The sequence below is a fragment of the Streptomyces lusitanus genome (assembly GCF_042647945.1).
Classification (GTDB): Bacteria; Actinomycetota; Actinomycetes; order Streptomycetales; family Streptomycetaceae; genus Streptomyces; species Streptomyces pseudogriseolus.
Genome location: NZ_JBHRWL010000002.1, coordinates 686,686 through 704,856, shown reverse-complemented (window position 1 = coordinate 704,856; position 18,171 = coordinate 686,686). Strand labels below are relative to the sequence as shown.

The following is an 18,171-nucleotide window of genomic DNA, read 5'->3' as shown; positions in this document are numbered from 1 at the left end:
GCTTGCGAATGTACTCAGGCGTCACGCTCCCGGTGAGTGTTGCCCTCCGCCGGCGTCACGCGCCAATAGGTCTCGACCATGGCCTTGTACTGCCGATGAGCCGGATTCAGACCCGTGTGTTTCAGCGCCCAGATCTCCACAGGCTCAGGGGAATCGTCCGACGCCGGCGCCTCTGTTCCGCACACCATGCACAGAGCGGAGTAGATGGCCTGCGTGGCACCCTCGCTGGTTTCGGGACCCTGCGCCCATTCAGCCGCTTTGACGATTGAATGCATCACAGTTCCCCCCGGCTTCGCCTGTTCACTTCCGCCAGTTGAGCGCGCAGCCCCGCATCCGTCCTCGCCCGGCAAAGTGGGCAGGCGCAGGGCGGGAACCTGTCGAAGAGTTCCGGTACATCGGCAGGCTTGACGGTACGCAACGGCCGGACCTGAGTGCGGACGCCTGTCTTCGGATTGATCCGGTAGACCTCAATGGTCATCGTCACAGGGCATCACTCCAAGGGAGCGCCCAGGGCCCCGCCCATGGATGAGCGTCCGCGCGGTCGTTTCCGGCCGAAACGCTCAGGTGTGCCACGTAAGGCCGGACAAGCACACCCGTCGGCTCCCAGGCCTCCTCCGCCTCCCAGTCGGGAAGCGTCTGCGTCTGCGGTGGGGTCGAGCGCCCTTTCATGTGGAACCGGCGCACGGCGACCAGTCGGGCACCCCACACACATGGTGACAGGGGGATTTCCACCCACCGGGGTGCCACAGGAGTCACTACGTGTCCGCTGTGCCTGGCATGGGTGCGCGGCCCGAACAGGACCGCTCTCAGCCAGTCGAGCAACTGCGTGATAGGCATGGGATGTCGACGCTCCTCGTAAGCGTTGGCCATGCCCCGGGGCCGTTCGCGCGGTCGCCGGGGTCCTTGCGTCCCGCCATGCTGACGCCCCCTCAAGGAGCTTTCGATGCCGTTCCGGCGACATTTGAGACGTTTCCTCGGTAGCGTGGAAAACGCCCAAACGTCTTCGGGGGAACTCTTGAACAGCGCACTGAGATCGGCTATGCAGTCGGCCAATCTGTCGCCCAGGCAGTTGGCGGTACGGGTAGGCGTTTCCGGCAAGACCGTGGAACGGTGGGTGGCGGACGCCGAACTGATCCCGCACGCCAGGAACCGGGAAGACGCCTGCAAAGCGCTGGGAGTTGACGAAGAGATGCTGTGGCCGAAAGCAGTGAAGGACCGGATCAAGTCCGGCGGGGACCGCGAGATCATCCAGTCCTACCCCTACCGTTCCTCCTGCCCATCGACGGTCTGGGCCGAACTCGTGGAGAAGTCCACGACGGACATCCTCTTCGCGGGGTACACCAACTATTTCCTTTGGATCGACCAGCCCGCGTTCGTGTCGACCCTGCGCCGGAAGCTCGACAGCGGGTGCCGTGTGCGTTTCCTGCTGGGCGACCCCGACGGCGAGACAACGCGCAACCGCGAACAGATCGAAGACGTGGCTCTCACTGTTTCCACGCGTATCCGGATCACGCTCGAGCACCTGGACAAACTCGGTGCGCATGAGGGCCTGGAAGCACGCTTCTCCGCGGCGGGCGACGCGGCCAGTCACGTCTCACTGTCGGTCTTCCGCTTCGATGACGAAGCGCTTGTCACGCCCCATCTGGCCCGACTGGTGGGACACGACTCACCACTGCTGCACCTGCGGAAGCTCGGCGGTGCCGGCATGTTCGCCCGGTTCGCCGAACACGCCGAAGACTTGTGGTCGAAGGGAGAGCCGACAGGCCCCCGAGCCTAGGACTTGTCCGGCCGATCATGTGACTACTCCGAGCCCGAGTCGTTGTTGTGGACATGGGGCGGGGTGATCTGAGTGATGCCGAGTGGGAACGGCTACGGCCGTTCCTGCCGGTCAGCGACGGTCGTTGTGGCCGGTGGCGGGATCACCGGCAGGTGATCAACGGGATCCTGCACCGGGGTACGGACCGGCGTGCAGTGGCGTGACCTGCCCGAACGGTTCGGTCCATGGAGGACCGTCTATGAACGCCATCGCCTGTGGTCTGCAGATGGCACCTGGGAACGACTGCTCCAGCAGGTCCAGGCCGCGGCGGACGCGGCAGGTGAGATCAACTGGGACATCTCGGTGGACTCCACAATCGTCCGCGCACATCAGCATGCGGCCGGTGCCCGCACCGATCCGCCCCCGGTACTCGCTTCAAAAGGGGCCGAAGGGGTGGAACACCAGGACGAAACACCGTGGGAGAGTCTCGTCGGCCGCCTGGTGGAGGTGGTGCCGGAAGCGAGGGCCTGGGCCGCTCGCGCGGCGGGTTCACCAGCAAGCTCCACCTGAGCGCCGACGGCCGCTGCCGCTCGTTGTCCCTGACCCTCACTCCGGGCCAACGAGCGGACTGCACCCAGTTCAAGCCGGTTCTGGAGAGGATCCGCGTTCCCAGACCTGGCCCGGGCCGGCCGCGCAAAAAGCCGGACAATCTCGCCGCCGACAAGGCATACCGCAACGGTCCGTGCCGGGAGTATCTGCGGCGTCGGAGTATCCGTCACGCGATTCCCGAAAAGACCGACAGCCAGGCGGCCCGGCTCCGTAAGGGCTCACGCGGAGAACGGCCACCGGGCTTCGACGCGGAGCGGTACAAGAAGCGCAACACCGTCGAACGGGCGATCAACCGCTTGAAGCAGTCCCGCGCGGTGGCCACTCGCTACGACAAGCGCGGCTACGTCTTCCTCGGCACCGCCACCGCCGCAGCCCTGGTCATCTGGCTCCGAACCTGACGATCGGACACAGCTCAGCTGCCGTCTTCGGCGGGTCGCTGGTGCCCGCACGACACCAATCCACCGTTCTTGTCGAAGACCTCGGCGTCATGACCTGCGTTCACCCACACCGTAATGCCCTGGTCATGCACGACCACGTTGAACGGCGACTGCTCCGGCTCCGCCTCGGTCACCACCGTGAACTCCTCACCAGGACGCATCCAGTGATCAGTTCCCCACGGCTCGACCCACAGGCAGACCATGCTGCTGCTCTCGTTGCTCACGCTCGTCTTGGACACGCACGCACCCTAACCAGCAACATGATCGGCCGGACAAGTCCTAGCCGCCGTACCCGGCATCAGCCGGGAAGAACGCTCCGATGCCATCGAATCTCGCCGTCATGCCATGCGTCAGTGGGCGTGAGTCCGGCGGCTGCTGCGACGGCAGCGGAGGCTCGGTGTTCGGGGTGGACGTGCGCGATGATCGCGTGCACCGGGGGCCAGCTGAGCCAGCCGGCGAGTCCTTGGGCCGCTTCGGTGGCGATGCCTCTTCCCTGCCACGGGGTTCCCACCACCCAGGCGATCTCCGCGACGGCGCCGATGCCGCCGTGGCCGTCGAGGCTGATCGTCGCCTGGACGGTGCCCGTCAGGCAGGACTCGTCCCGCAGCCGGATCACCCAGTTCAGCCAGGTCACGGCCGGGTCGGGGGAACCCGCGGTCATACGCTGGTAACGCGACCGCAGGGCCTGCGCCGTCTCCGGAGTGCCGCCGATGAAGGTGTGCAGGGCGGGATCGGACAGCACCACGGCCATCTCCTCGGCGTGCTCGACGCGCAGCGGCAGCAGGTCCAGTCGGCGGGTGCTGATGGTCCGGGCTGTCATGATGTCCACGTGGCGCTGTCCGCTCTCACATCGCTCGAGGTGCGGCATCCGGCGGGTTCGGCGGCAGCGTCCGCTCGGCGGGGCGGGGGCGACCTCGGGCCGTACCGGCTAGAAGACCGACTCCGCCTCGTCCATCCGGTCCTTCGGGACCGTCTTCAGTTCCGTGACCGCCTCCGCGAGCGGGACCATCACGATCTCCGTGCCGCGCAGGGCGGTCATCCTGCCGAAGTCGCCGCGGTGGGCGGCCTCCACCGCGTGCCAGCCGAAGCGGGTCGCGAGGACGCGGTCGTAGGCCGTGGGCACGCCGCCGCGCTGGACGTGGCCGAGGATGACCGGCTTGGACTCCTTGCCGAGGCGCCGCTCCAGCTCGTACGCCAGCGCCGTGCCGATGCCCTGGAAGCGCTCGTGGCCGAACTTGTCGATCTCGCCCTTGCCGTAGTCCATGGTGCCCTCGGCCGGGTGGGCGCCCTCGGCGACGCAGATCACCGCGAACTTCTTGCCCCGGTCGAAGCGCTCCTCGACCATCTTGACCAGCTGGGCCGGGTCGAAGGGCCGCTCGGGCAGGCAGATGCCGTGGGCGCCGGCCGCCATGCCGGACTCCAGGGCGATCCAGCCCGCGTGCCGGCCCATGACCTCGACGACCATCACCCGCTGGTGCGACTCGGCGGTGGTCTTCAGGCGGTCCATCGCCTCGGTGGCGACGCCGACGGCGGTGTCGAAGCCGAAGGTGCGGTCCGTGGAGGAGATGTCGTTGTCGATCGTCTTGGGGACGCCGACCACCGGCAGACCGGCGTCGGACAGCATGCGCGCCGCCGTCAGCGTGCCCTCGCCGCCGATCGGGATCAGCGCGTCGATGCCGAACTCGTGGATCATGTCGGAGGCGTTCTCGCAGGCCTCGCGCAGCCGGTCGCGCTCCAGCCGGGAGGAGCCCAGTATCGTCCCGCCGCGCGCCAGGATGCCGCTGACCGCGTTGAGGTCCAGCGTGCGGTAACGGCCGTCCAGCAGGCCGGAGTAGCCGTCCTCGAAGCCGATGACCTCGTCGCCGTAGTTGTCCACCGCCCGGTGCACGACCGACCGGATCACGGCGTTCAGTCCAGGGCAGTCGCCGCCTGCGGTGAGGACTCCTATACGCATCGTGCTGTGTCTCCTGGTCGCTGTCGTTACCGGTGAGCCACTGCCGATTCTTTCACGTCCCCCGGAGCACCGCCGACAGCCCGATGCGCGGGCGCCTTAACCAGCGCCGCAGGTATTGTCAAGAGGGATCCGCTCACCTGTGTGGGCGGTTTCGAGGCACCGCCGTTGCCCTGGCGGCCCCCGACGAAACGGAGAGCGCGCGTGACCCGCAGCGTGTACGTGACCGGTATCGACCGCGGCGACGGCCGGCAGGTCGTCGAACTCGGGGTCATGGAACTGCTGACCCGGCAGGTCGACCGGGTGGGCGTGTTCCGCCCCCTGGTGCACGACGGGCCCGACCGGCTCTTCGAACTGCTGCGCGCCCGCTACCGGCTCGCCCAGGACCCCACGACGGTCTACGGCATGGACTACGCCGAGGCCTCCGCGCTCCAGGCCGAGCGCGGCACCGACGAGCTGGTGTCCACGCTGGTCGACCGGTTCCATCTGGTGGCCCGCGACTACGACGTGGTGCTGGTGCTGGGCACCGACTACGCGGACACGCAGTTCCCGGACGAGCTGTCCCTGAACGCCCGCCTCGCCAACGAGTTCGGCGCCTCGGTGATCCCGGTCGTGGGCGGCCGCAGGCAGACCGCCGAGTCGGTGCGCGCGGAGACCCGCAACGCCTACCGCGCCTACGACACCCTCGGCTGCGACGTGCTCGCGATGGTCGTCAACCGGGTCGCGCGCGAGGACCGCGACGAGATCGCCGAGCGGCTCGCCACCCGGCTGCCCGTGCCCTGCTACGTGCTGCCCGACGAGCCCGCGCTGTCCGCGCCCACGGTGTCCCAGATCGCCCACACCCTCGGCGCGAAGGTGGTGCTCGGCGACGACTCCGGGCTCGCCCGGGACGCCCTGGACTTCGTCTTCGGCGGCGCCATGCTGCCGAACCTGCTCGCCGCCCTCACCCCGGGGTGTCTGGTGATCACCCCCGGCGACCGGGCCGACCTGGTGGTGGGCGCGCTGGCCGCGCACAGCGCCGGCACCCCGCCGATAGCCGGGGTGCTGCTGACCCTGGACGAGGTGCCCGGCGAGCGCATCCTCACGCTCGCCGACCGGCTGGCGCCCGGCACGCCGGTGCTGTCGGTGCCGAGCAACAGCTTCCCCACCGCCGAGCAGCTGTTCTCCCTGGAGGGCAAGCTGAACGCGGCCACCCCGCGCAAGGCGGAGCGGGCGCTCGGCCTGTTCGAGCGGTACGCCGACACCGCCGAGCTCACCCGCCAGGTGTCCGCGCCCAGCAGCGACCGGGTCACCCCGATGATGTTCGAGCACAAGCTGCTCGAACAGGCCCGCTCCGACCTGCGCCGGGTGGTGCTCCCGGAGGGCGCCGAGGAGCGGGTGCTGCACGCGGCGGAGGTGCTGCTGCGCCGGGGCGTGTGCGAGCTGACCCTGCTCGGCGACGTCGACCAGATCCGCAAGAAGGCCGCCGACCTGGGCATCGACCTCGGCGACACCCAGCTGATCGACCCGGCGACCTCCGAGCTGCGCGACTCCTTCGCCGAGAAGTACGCGGCGCTGCGCGCGCACCGGGGCGTCACCGTGGAGCTGGCCTACGACGTGGTGTCCGACGTGAACTACTTCGGCACGCTGATGGTGCAGGAGGGCCTCGCCGACGGCATGGTGTCCGGCTCGGTGCACTCCACGGCGGCGACCATCCGCCCGGCCTTCGAGATCATCAAGACCCGGCCGGACGCGGACATCGTCTCGTCGGTGTTCTTCATGTGCCTGGCCGACAAGGTGCTGGTGTACGGCGACTGCGCGGTCAACCCGGACCCGGACGCCGAGCAGCTCGCCGACATCGCGGTGCAGTCGGCGGTCACGGCGGCGCGGTTCGGGGTGGAGCCGAGGATCGCGATGCTGTCGTACTCGACCGGCACCTCCGGCTCGGGCGCCGACGTGGACAAGGTGCGCGGCGCGACCGAGCTGGTCCGCGAGCGCCGTCCCGACCTGCGCATCGAGGGGCCGATCCAGTACGACGCGGCGGTGGAGCCGTCGGTGGCGGCGACCAAGCTGCCGGACTCCGAGGTGGCCGGGCAGGCGACCGTGCTGATCTTCCCCGACCTGAACACCGGCAACAACACCTACAAGGCCGTGCAGCGCTCGGCCGGCGCGATCGCCGTCGGCCCGGTCCTCCAGGGCCTGCGCAAGCCCGTCAACGACCTGTCCCGGGGCGCCCTGGTCCAGGACATCGTCAACACCGTCGCGATCACCGCCATCCAGGCACAGTCCCCGGCCCCAAGTTCCCCGAGCGAGAAGGCAGCCGCCCAGTGAGTCCGTCCCGCGTCCTCGTCCTCAACTCCGGCTCCTCGTCGGTGAAGTACCAGCTGCTGGACATGAGCGACAGCAGCCGGCTGGCCTCCGGTCTCGTCGAGCGGATCGGCGAGCGCACCTCGCTGGTGCGCCACACCCCGCTCGCGTCCGGCGGGGAGCCCCGGGAGCGGACCGGGCCGGTCGCCGACCACGACGCCGCGCTGAAGGCGATGGCCGAGGAGCTGGCCGCCGACGGGCTGGGCCTGGACTCCCCCGAGCTGGCCGCGATCGGCCATCGGGTGGTGCACGGCGGGAAGCGCTTCACCGAGCCGACGGTGATCGACGAGCCGGTGCTCGCCGAGATCGAGCGGCTGATCCCCGTCGCGCCGCTGCACAACCCGGCCAACCTGACCGGCATCCGCACGGCGATGTCGCTGCGCCCCGACCTGCCGCAGGTCGCCGTCTTCGACACCGCCTTCCACACCACGATGCCGGAGTCGGCCGCCCGGTACGCGATCGACGTGAAGACCGCCGACGCGCACCGCATCCGCCGCTACGGCTTCCACGGCACCTCGCACGCGTACGTCTCCCGGGCCGCGGCGCGGCTGCTGGGGAAGGCGCCCGAGGAGGTGAACGTGATCGTGCTGCACCTCGGCAACGGGGCGTCCGCCTCGGCGGTGCGGGGCGGCCGCTGCGTGGACACCTCCATGGGGCTCACGCCCTTGGAGGGGCTGGTGATGGGTACGCGGTCGGGAGACATGGATCCGGCCGTCATCTTCCATTTGATGCGTGTTGGCGAAATGTCCGCCGACGAGATCGACACTCTTCTCAACAAGAAGAGCGGTCTGGTCGGACTGTGCGGGGACAACGACATGCGGGAGATCCGGCGCCGGATCGACGAGGGCGACGAAGAGGCGGAGCTGGCGTTCGACATCTACATTCACCGTCTGAAGAAGTACATCGGCGCCTATTACGCCGTTCTCGGACGGGTGGACGCGGTGGTCTTCACCGCCGGGGTCGGCGAGAACTCCGCCGAGGTGCGCGCGGCCGCCGTGTCCGGCCTGGAGGGGCTGGGTCTCGCGGTGGACGGCGGGCGCAACGCCGTCCGCGGCGGCGGGGCGCGGCTGATCTCGCCCGAGGGGGCGCGGGTCGCGGTCGCGGTGGTGCCCACGGACGAGGAAATGGAGATCGCACAGCAGACATACGCACTGGTCGGAAAGAACAACTGAGCAGCGGCCACCCCATTTGTACATTCCGCCAGACGGAATATTCCGGAGCGAAACAAACCGATAGGATCGCCCCATGCGCCGTTCGAAAATCGTCTGTACTCTCGGCCCCGCGGTCGACTCCCATGAGCAGCTCGTCGCTCTCATCGAAGCCGGCATGAACGTGGCCCGCTTCAACTTCAGCCACGGCTCGCACGCCGAGCACCAGGGCCGGTACGACCGGGTCCGGGCCGCCGCCAAGGAGACGGGCAGGGCCGTCGGCGTCCTCGCCGACCTCCAGGGCCCCAAGATCCGGCTGGAGACCTTCGCCGAGGGCCCCGTCGAGCTGGTGCGCGGTGACGAGTTCACCATCACCACCGAGGACGTCCCCGGTGACAGGACGATCTGCGGGACCACCTACAAGGGCCTTCCGGGCGACGTCTCCCGCGGCGACCAGATCCTCATCAACGACGGCAACGTCGAGCTGAAGGTGCTGGACGTCGAGGGCACCCGGGTGAAGACGATCGTCATCGAGGGCGGCGTCATCTCCGACCACAAGGGCATCAACCTGCCCGGTACGGCCGTGAACGTGCCCGCGCTCTCCGAGAAGGACGTCGAGGACCTGCGGTTCGCCCTGCGGATGGGCTGCGACCTGGTCGCCCTGTCCTTCGTCCGGGACGCCAAGGACGTCGCCGACGTCCACCGTGTGATGGACGAGGAGGGCCGCCGCGTCCCGGTCATCGCCAAGGTGGAGAAGCCGCAGGCGGTGGAGAACATGGAGGACGTCGTGATGGCGTTCGACGGCGTGATGGTCGCGCGTGGCGACCTGGCCGTCGAGTACCCGCTCGAGAAGGTCCCCATGGTGCAGAAGCGCCTGATCGAGCTGTGCCGGCGCAACGCCAAGCCGGTGATCGTGGCGACCCAGATGATGGAGTCGATGATCACCAACTCCCGTCCGACCCGCGCCGAGGCCTCCGACGTGGCCAACGCGATCCTGGACGGCGCGGACGCGGTGATGCTGTCCGCCGAGTCCAGCGTGGGCGCGTACCCGATCGAGACCGTGCGGACGATGTCGAAGATCGTCCAGGCGGCCGAGCAGGAGCTGCTGTCCAAGGGTCTCCAGCCGCTGGTGCCGGGCAAGAAGCCGCGCACCCAGGGCGGTTCGGTGGCCCGCGCGGCCTGCGAGATCGCCGACTTCCTCGGCGGCAAGGGCCTGGTGGCCTTCACCCAGTCCGGCGACACGGCCCGCCGGCTGTGCCGCTACCGCGTCGCCCAGCCGATTCTCGCGTTCACCACGGACGAGTCGACCCGCAACCAGCTCGCGCTGAGCTGGGGCGTGGAGCCGTACGTGGCGCCGTTCGTCAACAGCACGGACGAGATGGTCGCGCTGGTGGAGCAGGAGCTGGTCCGGCTCAGCCGCTTCAACGAGGGCGACATCGTGGTGATCACCGCCGGCTCCCCGCCCGGCGTCCCCGGCACCACGAACATGGTCCGCGTCCACCACCTGGGCGAAGCCACCAGCTGACCCGGCACCCGGTGCACGAGACCGAGGGCGCCCCCCGCGTGCGGGGGGCGCCCTCGGTGTTGCGGCTCCCGGAGTGGTCCTGGTGTGCGGCCCGGGGTGAGCGGTCAGCCGGTGACGTACTGGTGGAGTCCCGGCACGTGCAGGGTGCCGCCGAACTGGCCGGCCTGCTGGACCGTGACCTTGGTGAAGTAGATCAGCGGGATGTTCAGCGGCGGCGGGTGCTCCGGGTCGAACGTCACCGGGATCAGGCCGAGCAGGTTGCCGGAGATGCTCTCGGTGTACATCACGGTGTCGCCGTCGCGGATGGTCGACGTCGAGCCCTTGGCGGCCTGGACGTGGTACGTCTTGCCGGTCTGCGGGTCCTTGACCGTCTGGTGCAGGTCGCCGATGTCGGTGCCGTCGGAGACCACGTACTTCAGCACCTTCTTCTTGGTGCCGTTGGCGGTCCGCACCTCGACGATGCCCTTGTAGTCGGCGCCCTTCAGCAGCAGCGAGCTGGCGTTCAGGAACCACGGGTCGTCGGGCAGGGGCACCTTGTTGTCGACCCCGCCCTCGGCGTCGGTGGCGACCGGGCAGTCCTCCAGGTCCGTCCCGGACGACTCGGAGGGGCTGGGCGAGGCGGTGGCCTCGGGCTCCTCGGTCTCCTCCTCCGCGGCCTCCTCGGCCTGCTCCGTGGCGTCCTGCGCCGCGTCGCCGACCGTGTCGAGGACATCGCCGGCGGACTTGTCCGCGGGCTTCTGCGGGGCCTCCTCGGCCTTCTCGTCCGTCTCGTCCTTGGCGTCGGGCTCGTCCGCGGTGGCGGACGACGACGCGGAGGCGGACGGGCTGGGGCTCGGGGTCTCCTCCGCCTTCTCGCCGGGCGTGAGGACGTCCTTGATGGTGTCCCCGATCTGCTCCAGCAGATTGCGGTCGGTCTCCGACGGAGACGGGGCGGGCTCGGTCTCCGCCTGCTGTCCGCCCGCGGTCGCGGAGGGCTCGGGGGCCGGGTCGGACTTGTCGTCGGAACCTGAATCCGGCGAAGAGTCCGAGCCCTTGTCCGCGTCCTGGTCCGCGTCCTCGTCAGGGGCCTGCTCGGCGGGGGCCGAGGCGCTCGGGTCCGGCGAGGGCTGCTCGCCGTCCTCGGAGGCGCTCTCGCTCGCGCTCGCGGACGGGCTGGGCGACGCGCTCGCGTCCCCCTTCTCCGCCTGCTCGATGGCCTCCAGGCACTCCTTGAACTCATCGGCCGTGAGATTCCTCGACGACGGCTGGTCGTCGGCCTGGGCGAGCGTCGGGGTGAAACCCATCCCCATCAGGACCGCGGTCGGCATCGCCGCGATGGCTATCGCCTTGCCCGCGGGCATGTGGAACCTGGTGAACAGCGGCTTCTTGGGTGCCGCGTGACGCGGCCCGGTTCTCACACGGGACGCCTCCACCTCAGCCCCGTGGGTCACCTCGTCAGCCGGCACTGTGCCTCCCGTTCGCCCCGTTCGCCGGGCTCGTTCCTGACAGATCGTTCGGCTCGCCCGTCGCCGCGGCGCCCGCTGCGGGGCCGGGGACCGTGGATCCGGGGAGGGCGCCCTCGGGAGCGCCGCCGTGTGCGCCCGCGTCCGCCCGCGGCTCCTGCTCGGGCGGCTCGCCCGGCACCCACGACACGGCCATCGCGCCGCCCACGAGGGCGAACAGGAAGCCGATCAGGAAGCCGCCGAGGTTGGACACGGGGATGGACACCAACGCCAGCAGGATCGCCGCGACGCCCGCGAAGACACGGATGTGCTTCTGGAACCAGAGGCTGACGCCGAGGACGACGAGCAGCACGCCGATGATCAGGGACCCGGCGCCCGCGGTGGTCGCCATCGCCAGGGTCAGGTGACCGATCTGCAGGTTCGCGTACGGGAAGTAGGCGATGGGGAGTCCGCCGATGATGATGAACAGACCGGCCCAGAAGGGCCGCTGGCCACGCCAGGCGCGGAACTGCAGCCGTCGGCGAGTGAACTGGCCGGAGGCGGCAGGAGTCTCGGCGCTCATGGAAAACAGCTCCCTGGATGGCGTTGCTGTGGTGGTGATGTGCGCCGCGTGTGAAACCGCGGCGGGAAGGTGGACGGGCGGGGGCGCCATCGGCTCCCCCGCCCGTCAGCGAGTGCTTAGTAGCACTCCTTGACGCCCGTCGAGAGCGACATCTTCAGGCCGCTGAGCTTGAAGGTTCCGGCGGTGGTCGCCCACGCCGTCTGCTTCACGTCCTTCAGCACGGCCTTGTCGGCCTGCTGCGCGAACCCGAAGGGGTTGGCCTGCTCGCCGCCGCCCTTCATGCCCGGACCCTTGCTGGCGTCCTTGGCGGCAACACCGATGTCGATGTTCGTGAACGTCGCATCGGCGTTCAGGTCGGCGACGTCGATGTACAGGTTCTTGGCCTCGACCGGCTCCGCGCCGTCACCGGCGCGCAGGATCAGGCTGACGTTCCCGAGCACCGGAATGTTCGGGGTCACGACCGACTGGCACAGGCTCTTGATGGTCGCGGACTTGAACGCCGAGACCGCGACGGGGTGAGCCGTCTTCTTGCCGTCGAGGGTGTAGCCCTCGTCCAGAGCGCCGTACTGCGAGAAGCCCTCGCCGACGAGCTCCTTCGTGGTGACCTTGAACGACTGGCCGGAAACGCTGAACGACGCCGCGAGGGCGCCCTGCGCGAGAGCGACACCTATGCAAGCCGTGGCGGCCACGCTGGGCACCATGACCACAGCGAACCGCTTCCATCTGGTCCCGCCACGCACCTGGGACTCCATATTTCCTCCTTCTCGGACGTACATCTCCTGCTCCGGCTCGCCGCCTTGACCGGCGGCCGAGTGGGGCAGGGATGGGAGAAGTGCTACGTCCTCGGGAAGGAGAGCGCCTGCGTTCGGCGGCGCGAGGTACGCGCCTGAATCACCGGCGATCACCCCCGAGCGACAACCACTGGTCGCGCCTGACACGCATCACGCACAACCCTGCTGGACAGGCTTCGCCGGACGGGCGAAGACCCCCCTGTCCAAGGAGCGACGTCACTGCCGGCGCTCCTGCTCGGTGGGGACCCAGGAGTTCCCGCGGCCCGACCGGCTGTCGGGGTACGGGTAATGGACCGAGCGTCGCCGATCGTGGTGCATTCTCGCCGCCCGCACAAGGGGGTTCGTTACTGGCTAGTAACGGCCGGATAACCATGACGCGACCCGCCGGACCCGAGCGGCGACGCTGGGTGCACCGATGGGGGTGTACAAAACTATTGATCGCTGGACAGAACCCGACAGATCAACGCCTGCGACTTACTCGCAGTAACAGCGGCCGCGATTACCAAGATTTGGCAAAGCGCGGCCGCTCAGGTCTCCGGCGGCCGACCGGCACCACGAGCCCCGCCCGCCGCCGTAACCGGCGAAAGCGACAGAACGGGCGCCCGGGTGCGGCTCGTTCAGAACAGCGCGCGGGCCAGGGCCCGGCGGGCGGTCACCACGGCGGGGTGGTCGGCACCGACCACGTCGAACAGCTCCAGCAGTCGCACGCGTACGGCCTCGCGGTCGTCGCCCGCCGTGCGGGCCACGGTGTCGACGAGCCGGCCGAAGGCGTCCTCGACATGACCGCCCGCCAGGTCCAGGTCGGCGGCGGCGATCTGCGCCTGCGCGTCGCCCGGCTTCTCGGCGGCGTCCTTGCGCACCTGCTGCGGGTCCATGTCCCGCACCCGGCGCAGCAGTTCGGCCTGGGCGAGGCCCAACACGGCCTCGGGGTGGGCCGGGTCCTCGGCGAGCACGTTCTTGTACGCCTGCACCGCGCCGTCCAGGTCGTTGGCGTCCAGCGCGCGGGCGGCCGCCTCCAGGAGGGAGTCGTACGGGCCGACGGGAATCTCTTCGGCCGCCGCGCCGCCGCCCGGCTCGGCCTCCGGGTCGACGGTCAGGCCGGTCAGGCCGAAGCGCTGCTCGGCGACCTGCACCAGCTGGTCCAGGGTCTGGCGGATCTGCGCCTCGCCCGCGGCGCCCTGGAAGAGCGGCAGGGCCTGGCCGGCCACCACCGCGAAGACGGCGGGGATGCCCTGGATGCCGAACTGCTGCATCAGCATCTGGTTGGCGTCGACGTCGATCTTGGCGAGGAGGAAACGGCCGTTGTATTCGACGGCGAGCCGCTCGAGGACGGGGCTCAGCTGCTTGCAGGGCTCGCACCACTCGGCCCAGAAGTCGATGACGACCGGGACCTCGGTGGAGCGCTGAAGGATGTCGCGCTCGAAGGCGGCCTCGTCGACGTCGATGACGAGATCGGGGGGCGAGACGGCGCCGGTGCCGCCCTTGCGGGCCGCTTCGGCGCGCGCCTGCTCCGCCTTCGCCTTGGCCTCCTGGGCCGCCTTCACCGCGGCGAGGTCGACGACTCCGCTCATGGACATGTTCCGTGGCTGCATGCGTCTATCCTCCCCCGTACTCCGCGTGAGTGTGAAAAGCGCCCGGGAAACACAGGCTTACGTGTGGTGCGGGTGCACCGGGTCCCCACCCGGCGCGGTGGTCGTCGCTCGGGCACGTGAGGTGCTCACGTGCTTTCGCTACGAGTCGTAGCGTAATGGCAGGGAGCCGGTGCGTGGCGGCACTTCCCGGTGATCTCCCTCACCACCGCACGGATTCCGCCGGTTATGGTCGTGCCATGCAGCGCCGCAATCCAGCCAGCCGCACCGGGCGCCCCCGCAGCGCCGCGGCCGACACCGCGATCCTCGCCGCGACCCGGCAGGCGCTGGTGGACCTGGGGTGGTCGGGGCTCACGCTGTCGGACGTCGCGGTGCGCGCCGGGGTGGCCAAGACGACGCTGTACCGGCGCTGGGCGGGCAAGAACGAACTCGTCGTGGACGCCGTCGCGGAGCTGTTCGACGAGCTGACGCTGCCCGACCGCGGGTCGCTGGCCGCCGACATCGAGGGCGTGGTGCTCCAGTTCGCCGCGATCCTGGCCCGCCCGGAGGCGCGCAGCGGGCTGATGGCGGTGGTCGCCGAGGCCACCCGCGACGAGGCGCTGCGCGAGCGCGTCCGCGCCTCGATCGTGGACCGCCAGAAGCGGCTGGTGGTGGCGGGCCGGGCGCGGGCCCAGGAGCGCGGTGAGCTGCCGCCCGAGTCCGACGCGGCGCGCTCCGCCCGCGCGGTCGACCTGATCTTCGACATGGTGGCGGGTTCGGTGGTGCACCGCACCCTGGTCAGCAACCAGCCGGCCGACGAGGAGTGGGTGCACGGGCTGACCCGGGTCCTGCTGTCGGGGCTGGCGGCGGGCGCGCGCTGAGCGTCGCGGGGAGACCGGCCACGGTCGGCCGGTACTCGCCTGTCACCTCGCGGTCACCCGCTGCGATGATCGTGTCCGCCACGGGACATGAGCATCAGGGGGAACAGGCATGACCGGCGCCGCACGCATCGACACGTCCGCACCGCACCCGGCCCGGGTCTACGACTGGTTCCTCGGCGGCAAGGACAACTATCCCGTCGACGAGGAACTGGGCCGCCGCATCATGAGCGTGGACGGCACCGCCCGGCACATCGCCCGCACCAACCGCTGGTTCATGCAGCGCGCCACCCGCTGGCTGGCCGGCCCCGGGGGCGTACGGCAGTTCCTGGACGTCGGCACCGGCATACCGACCGAGCCCAACCTGCACCAGATCGCGCAGGGCATCGCGCCGGAGTCCCGGGTGGTCTACACGGACAACGACCCCATCGTGCTGAAGCACGCCGAGGCGCTGCTGTCCGGCACGCCCGAGGGGGCCACCGACTACGTGCAGGCGGACGTGCGCGAGCCCGGCCGCATCCTGAAGGAGGCCCGGCAGACGCTGGACCTGACGCGCCCGGTGGCGCTGTCCCTGGTGGCGCTGACGCACTTCCTCGGCGACGAGGACGACCCGCACACCCTGGTGGAGGGTCTCGTGGACGCCCTGCCGTCCGGCAGCTACCTGGTGCTGTCGCAGCTCACCGCGGACTTCGACCCGGAGGCCGTGGCCCGCGGGGTGGAGCTGTACCGGGCGGGCGGCGTCACCCTGGCGCCCCGCTCCCGCGCGGAGATCGCCCGCTTCTTCGAAGGGCTGACGCCGGTCGAGCCGGGACTGGTCCAGCTGACCGACTGGCACCCGGAACTCGCGGTCGGCGAGACCACCGACGAGCGCGCCGTGATCTCCCTGTACGGCGCGGTGGCCCGCAAGCCGTGAACGCACCGCGCCCCGGCGGGCCGGGGGCCTGCCGGGGTGGGTGTGGTGATGCGGGAGGGTGTGGTGATGCGGGAGGGTGTGGTGATGCGGGGCGGGGCTCAGAACCCGGCGGGCTCCGTGTAGACGCCCCATTCGTCGCGCAGGGCGTCGCAGATCTCGCCCAGCGTGGCCTCCGCGCGGACGGCGTCGAGCATCGGCTCGATCATGTTCGCGCCGGAGCGGGCCGCCTCGACCATCGCGTCCAGCGCGCCGCGCACCGTCGCGTCGTCGCGGGCCGCCTTGCGCTCGCCGAGCAGCCGTACCTGCTCGCGCTCCACCTCGTGGCTGACCCGGAGGATCTCCAGGTCGCCGGTGACGGAGCCGGTGTGGACGTTGACGCCGACGACCCGCTTGTCACCCTTCTCCAGCGCCTGCTGGTAGCGGAACGCCGACTCGGCGATCTCGCCGGTGAACCAGCCGTCCTCGATGCCGCGCAGGATGCCGGAGGTGATCGGACCGATGGGGTGCTTGCCGTCCGGGTGGGCGCGCAGGCCCCGCTCCTTGATCTGCTCGAAGATCTTCTCGGCGTCCGCCTCGATGCGGTCGGTGAGCTGCTCGACGTACCAGGCGCCGCCCAGCGGGTCGGCGACGTTGGCGACGCCGGTCTCCTCCATGAGGACCTGCTGGGTGCGCAGGGCGATCTCGGCGGCCTGCTCGCTGGGCAGCGCGAGGGTCTCGTCGAGGGCGTTGGTGTGGAGGGAGTTCGTCCCGCCGAGCACCGCCGCCAGCGCCTCCACGGCGGTCCGTACGACGTTGTTGTACGGCTGCTGCGCGGTGAGCGAGACGCCGGCGGTCTGGGTGTGGAACCGCAGCCACTGCGCCTTCTCGCTCCGCGCGCCGTAGACGTCCCGCATCCAGCGCGCCCAGATCCGGCGCGCGGCGCGGAACTTGGCGATCTCCTCGAAGAAGTCGACGTGCGCGTCGAAGAAGAAGGACAGCCCCGGTGCGAAGACGTCCACGTCGAGGCCGCGGCTGAGGCCCAGCTCGACGTAGCCGAAGCCGTCGGCGAGCGTGTACGCCAGCTCCTGCGCGGCCGTCGCCCCGGCCTCGCGGATGTGGTAGCCGGAGACCGACAGCGGCTTGTACGCGGGGATGCCCGCGCTGGTGTACTCCATCAGGTCGCCGATGAGGCGCAGGTGGGGCTCCGGCTGGAACAGCCACTCCTTCTGCGCGATGTACTCCTTGAAGATGTCCGTCTGGAGCGTGCCGTTGAGCACGGCCGGGTCGACGCCCTGCCGCTCGGCGGCGACGAGGTACATGCAGAAGACGGGCACGGCGGGCCCGCTGATGGTCATCGAGGTGGTGACGTCGCCGAGCGGGATGTCCTTGAACAGGACCTCCATGTCGGCCGCCGAGTCGATGGCCACCCCGCAGTGGCCGACCTCGCCCAGGGAGCGCGGGTCGTCGGAGTCGCGGCCCATGAGCGTCGGCATGTCGAAGGCGACGGACAGGCCGCCTCCGCCGTTGCCGAGGATCATTTTGTACCGCTCGTTGGTCTGCTCGGCGTTCCCGAACCCGGCGAACTGCCGGATGGTCCACGTCCGCCCGCGGTAGCCGGTCGGATACAGGCCGCGGGTGAAGGGGTACTCACCCGGCCAGCCGATCCGCTCGAACCCCTCGTAGGTGTCCCCGGGCCGGGGACCGTACACCGGCTCCACGGGGTCGCCGGAGAGCGTGGTGAAATCCGCGTCGCGCTTGCGTGCGGCGTCGTACCGGGCCTGCCAGCGACGGCGGCCCTCCTCGATGGCGTCAGCGTCCATACCGTCGAATTTACTAGGACGTCCAAGTAAATGTCGATGGGAGACCGCCGTACGCTCGTCCGTACGGCGGTGGGACGCGGGGCGTCAGGCCTTGGCGACGGCCGGCTCCGAGCCCTCGACCAGGGGCTCCACCTGCTGCGTCACCTTGCGCTCGACGAAGAAGGCGGCGAAGGGGATCGTCCCGGAGAGCAGCACCCACAGCAGCTTGCCGAACGGCCACTTGGCCTTGGAGCCGAGGTCGAACGCGAAGATCAGGTACACGATGTACAGGAAGCCGTGCACCTGGGAGACGACCAGCGTGACGTCCTCGCCCTTGTCGAACCCGTACTTGAACACCATGCAGGTGCACAGCACCAGCAGCATGACGGCGGTGACGTAGGCCATCACCCGGTAGCGGGTCAGCACGCTCTTCTTCATGCCGTCGAGCGTAACGGCACGTTCCGGGC

General features: G+C 69.9%; 16 protein-coding genes and 1 pseudogene. 7 read left to right on the top strand and 10 right to left on the bottom strand.

Features of this window, described 5'->3' with window-relative positions; genetic code table 11:
- Positions 1-14 precede the first annotated feature (14 nt).
- Positions 15-275, bottom strand: a complete 261-nt coding sequence (locus ACFOSY_RS04715; protein WP_394305403.1) for a DUF7848 domain-containing protein — start codon at positions 273-275, stop codon at positions 15-17.
- A gap of 707 nt (positions 276-982) precedes the next feature.
- On the opposite strand from ACFOSY_RS04715, the gene ACFOSY_RS04710 reads away from it, so the two are divergent.
- A complete protein-coding gene (locus ACFOSY_RS04710) occupies positions 983-1,777 on the top strand; it encodes an XRE family transcriptional regulator (RefSeq protein ID WP_394305402.1) in 795 nt (264 codons plus the stop codon).
- Positions 1,778-1,830: 53 nt separating this feature from the next.
- A pseudogene (locus tag ACFOSY_RS04705) lies at positions 1,831-2,763 on the top strand (IS5 family transposase).
- A gap of 14 nt (positions 2,764-2,777) precedes the next feature.
- Here the strand turns inward: ACFOSY_RS04705 and ACFOSY_RS04700 are convergent.
- The 3 genes from ACFOSY_RS04700 to ACFOSY_RS04690 all read right to left on the bottom strand — a co-directional run bounded on the left by ACFOSY_RS04700 (position 2,778) and on the right by ACFOSY_RS04690 (position 4,756).
- A complete protein-coding gene (locus tag ACFOSY_RS04700; RefSeq protein WP_394305401.1) occupies positions 2,778-3,041 on the bottom strand; it encodes a hypothetical protein in 264 nt (87 codons plus the stop codon).
- Positions 3,042-3,100: 59 nt separating this feature from the next.
- A complete protein-coding gene (locus tag ACFOSY_RS04695) occupies positions 3,101-3,622 on the bottom strand; it encodes a GNAT family N-acetyltransferase (RefSeq protein ID WP_394305400.1) in 522 nt (173 codons plus the stop codon).
- A 108-nt stretch (positions 3,623-3,730) separates the two neighbouring features.
- Positions 3,731-4,756, bottom strand: coding sequence for an ATP-dependent 6-phosphofructokinase (locus ACFOSY_RS04690; RefSeq protein ID WP_394305399.1), 1,026 nt, complete (start codon positions 4,754-4,756; stop codon positions 3,731-3,733).
- Between the two features lie 201 nt (positions 4,757-4,957).
- On the opposite strand from ACFOSY_RS04690, the gene pta reads away from it, so the two are divergent.
- The 3 genes from pta to pyk all read left to right on the top strand — a co-directional run bounded on the left by pta (position 4,958) and on the right by pyk (position 9,772).
- Positions 4,958-7,063 (top strand): phosphate acetyltransferase, encoded by a 2,106-nt coding sequence (pta, locus tag ACFOSY_RS04685; protein ID WP_394305398.1) that lies wholly within the window; start codon positions 4,958-4,960, stop codon positions 7,061-7,063.
- Entirely contained in the window at positions 7,060-8,271 is a 1,212-nt protein-coding gene (locus tag ACFOSY_RS04680; protein ID WP_394305397.1) for an acetate kinase, read from the top strand. Before pta ends, ACFOSY_RS04680 begins: the two co-directional genes overlap by 4 nt.
- Positions 8,272-8,344: 73 nt before the next feature.
- Positions 8,345-9,772 carry a pyruvate kinase gene (gene pyk / locus ACFOSY_RS04675; RefSeq protein ID WP_394305396.1) on the top strand — a complete coding sequence of 476 codons (1,428 nt, stop codon included), beginning with the start codon at positions 8,345-8,347 and terminating at the stop codon, positions 9,770-9,772.
- Between the two features lie 104 nt (positions 9,773-9,876).
- Here pyk and ACFOSY_RS04670 read toward each other — a convergent pair whose 3' ends face one another.
- From ACFOSY_RS04670 to ACFOSY_RS04655, 4 genes are all read right to left on the bottom strand, one after another.
- Positions 9,877-11,217, bottom strand: coding sequence for a hypothetical protein (locus ACFOSY_RS04670; protein ID WP_394305395.1), 1,341 nt, complete (start codon positions 11,215-11,217; stop codon positions 9,877-9,879).
- Positions 11,207-11,776 carry a DUF6114 domain-containing protein gene (locus ACFOSY_RS04665; protein WP_394305394.1) on the bottom strand — a complete coding sequence of 190 codons (570 nt, stop codon included), beginning with the start codon at positions 11,774-11,776 and terminating at the stop codon, positions 11,207-11,209. The genes ACFOSY_RS04670 and ACFOSY_RS04665 overlap by 11 nt, the downstream gene beginning before the upstream one ends.
- A gap of 116 nt (positions 11,777-11,892) precedes the next feature.
- A complete protein-coding gene (locus tag ACFOSY_RS04660; RefSeq protein WP_394305393.1) occupies positions 11,893-12,528 on the bottom strand; it encodes a DUF6230 family protein in 636 nt (211 codons plus the stop codon).
- 656 nt (positions 12,529-13,184) lie between these two features.
- On the bottom strand, positions 13,185-14,159 hold the full coding sequence (locus tag ACFOSY_RS04655) for a tetratricopeptide repeat protein (RefSeq protein ID WP_394305392.1): 975 nt from the start codon (positions 14,157-14,159) through the stop codon (positions 13,185-13,187).
- Between the two features lie 236 nt (positions 14,160-14,395).
- Here ACFOSY_RS04655 and ACFOSY_RS04650 point away from each other — a divergent pair, with 236 nt between their 5' ends.
- Entirely contained in the window at positions 14,396-15,016 is a 621-nt protein-coding gene (locus ACFOSY_RS04650; RefSeq protein ID WP_225656574.1) for a TetR/AcrR family transcriptional regulator, read from the top strand.
- A 109-nt stretch (positions 15,017-15,125) separates the two neighbouring features.
- Positions 15,126-15,926, top strand: coding sequence for an SAM-dependent methyltransferase (locus ACFOSY_RS04645; RefSeq protein ID WP_394305391.1), 801 nt, complete (start codon positions 15,126-15,128; stop codon positions 15,924-15,926).
- Positions 15,927-16,024: 98 nt separating this feature from the next.
- Here the strand turns inward: ACFOSY_RS04645 and ACFOSY_RS04640 are convergent, their stop codons facing one another.
- Positions 16,025-17,725, bottom strand: coding sequence for an acyl-CoA mutase large subunit family protein (locus tag ACFOSY_RS04640; protein WP_394305390.1), 1,701 nt, complete (start codon positions 17,723-17,725; stop codon positions 16,025-16,027).
- 84 nt (positions 17,726-17,809) lie between these two features.
- Positions 17,810-18,142 carry a DUF3817 domain-containing protein gene (locus ACFOSY_RS04635; RefSeq protein WP_394305389.1) on the bottom strand — a complete coding sequence of 111 codons (333 nt, stop codon included), beginning with the start codon at positions 18,140-18,142 and terminating at the stop codon, positions 17,810-17,812.
- Positions 18,143-18,171: the final 29 nt, after the last annotated feature.

What these genes read in the sequence shown, in the direction of transcription:
- ACFOSY_RS04715 (WP_394305403.1), bottom strand. Translation starts at nt 275, where the DNA reads ATGCATTCAATCGTCAAAGCGGCTGAATGGGCGCAGGGTCCCGAAACC.
- ACFOSY_RS04695 (WP_394305400.1), bottom strand. Translation starts at nt 3,622, where the DNA reads ATGACAGCCCGGACCATCAGCACCCGCCGACTGGACCTGCTGCCGCTG.
- ACFOSY_RS04690 (WP_394305399.1), bottom strand. Translation starts at nt 4,756, where the DNA reads ATGCGTATAGGAGTCCTCACCGCAGGCGGCGACTGCCCTGGACTGAAC.
- pyk (WP_394305396.1), top strand. Translation starts at nt 8,345, where the DNA reads ATGCGCCGTTCGAAAATCGTCTGTACTCTCGGCCCCGCGGTCGACTCC.
- ACFOSY_RS04665 (WP_394305394.1), bottom strand. Translation starts at nt 11,776, where the DNA reads ATGAGCGCCGAGACTCCTGCCGCCTCCGGCCAGTTCACTCGCCGACGG.
- ACFOSY_RS04660 (WP_394305393.1), bottom strand. Translation starts at nt 12,528, where the DNA reads ATGGAGTCCCAGGTGCGTGGCGGGACCAGATGGAAGCGGTTCGCTGTG.
- ACFOSY_RS04655 (WP_394305392.1), bottom strand. Translation starts at nt 14,159, where the DNA reads ATGCAGCCACGGAACATGTCCATGAGCGGAGTCGTCGACCTCGCCGCG.
- ACFOSY_RS04650 (WP_225656574.1), top strand. Translation starts at nt 14,396, where the DNA reads ATGCAGCGCCGCAATCCAGCCAGCCGCACCGGGCGCCCCCGCAGCGCC.
- ACFOSY_RS04645 (WP_394305391.1), top strand. Translation starts at nt 15,126, where the DNA reads ATGACCGGCGCCGCACGCATCGACACGTCCGCACCGCACCCGGCCCGG.
- ACFOSY_RS04640 (WP_394305390.1), bottom strand. Translation starts at nt 17,725, where the DNA reads ATGGACGCTGACGCCATCGAGGAGGGCCGCCGTCGCTGGCAGGCCCGG.
- ACFOSY_RS04635 (WP_394305389.1), bottom strand. Translation starts at nt 18,142, where the DNA reads ATGAAGAAGAGCGTGCTGACCCGCTACCGGGTGATGGCCTACGTCACC.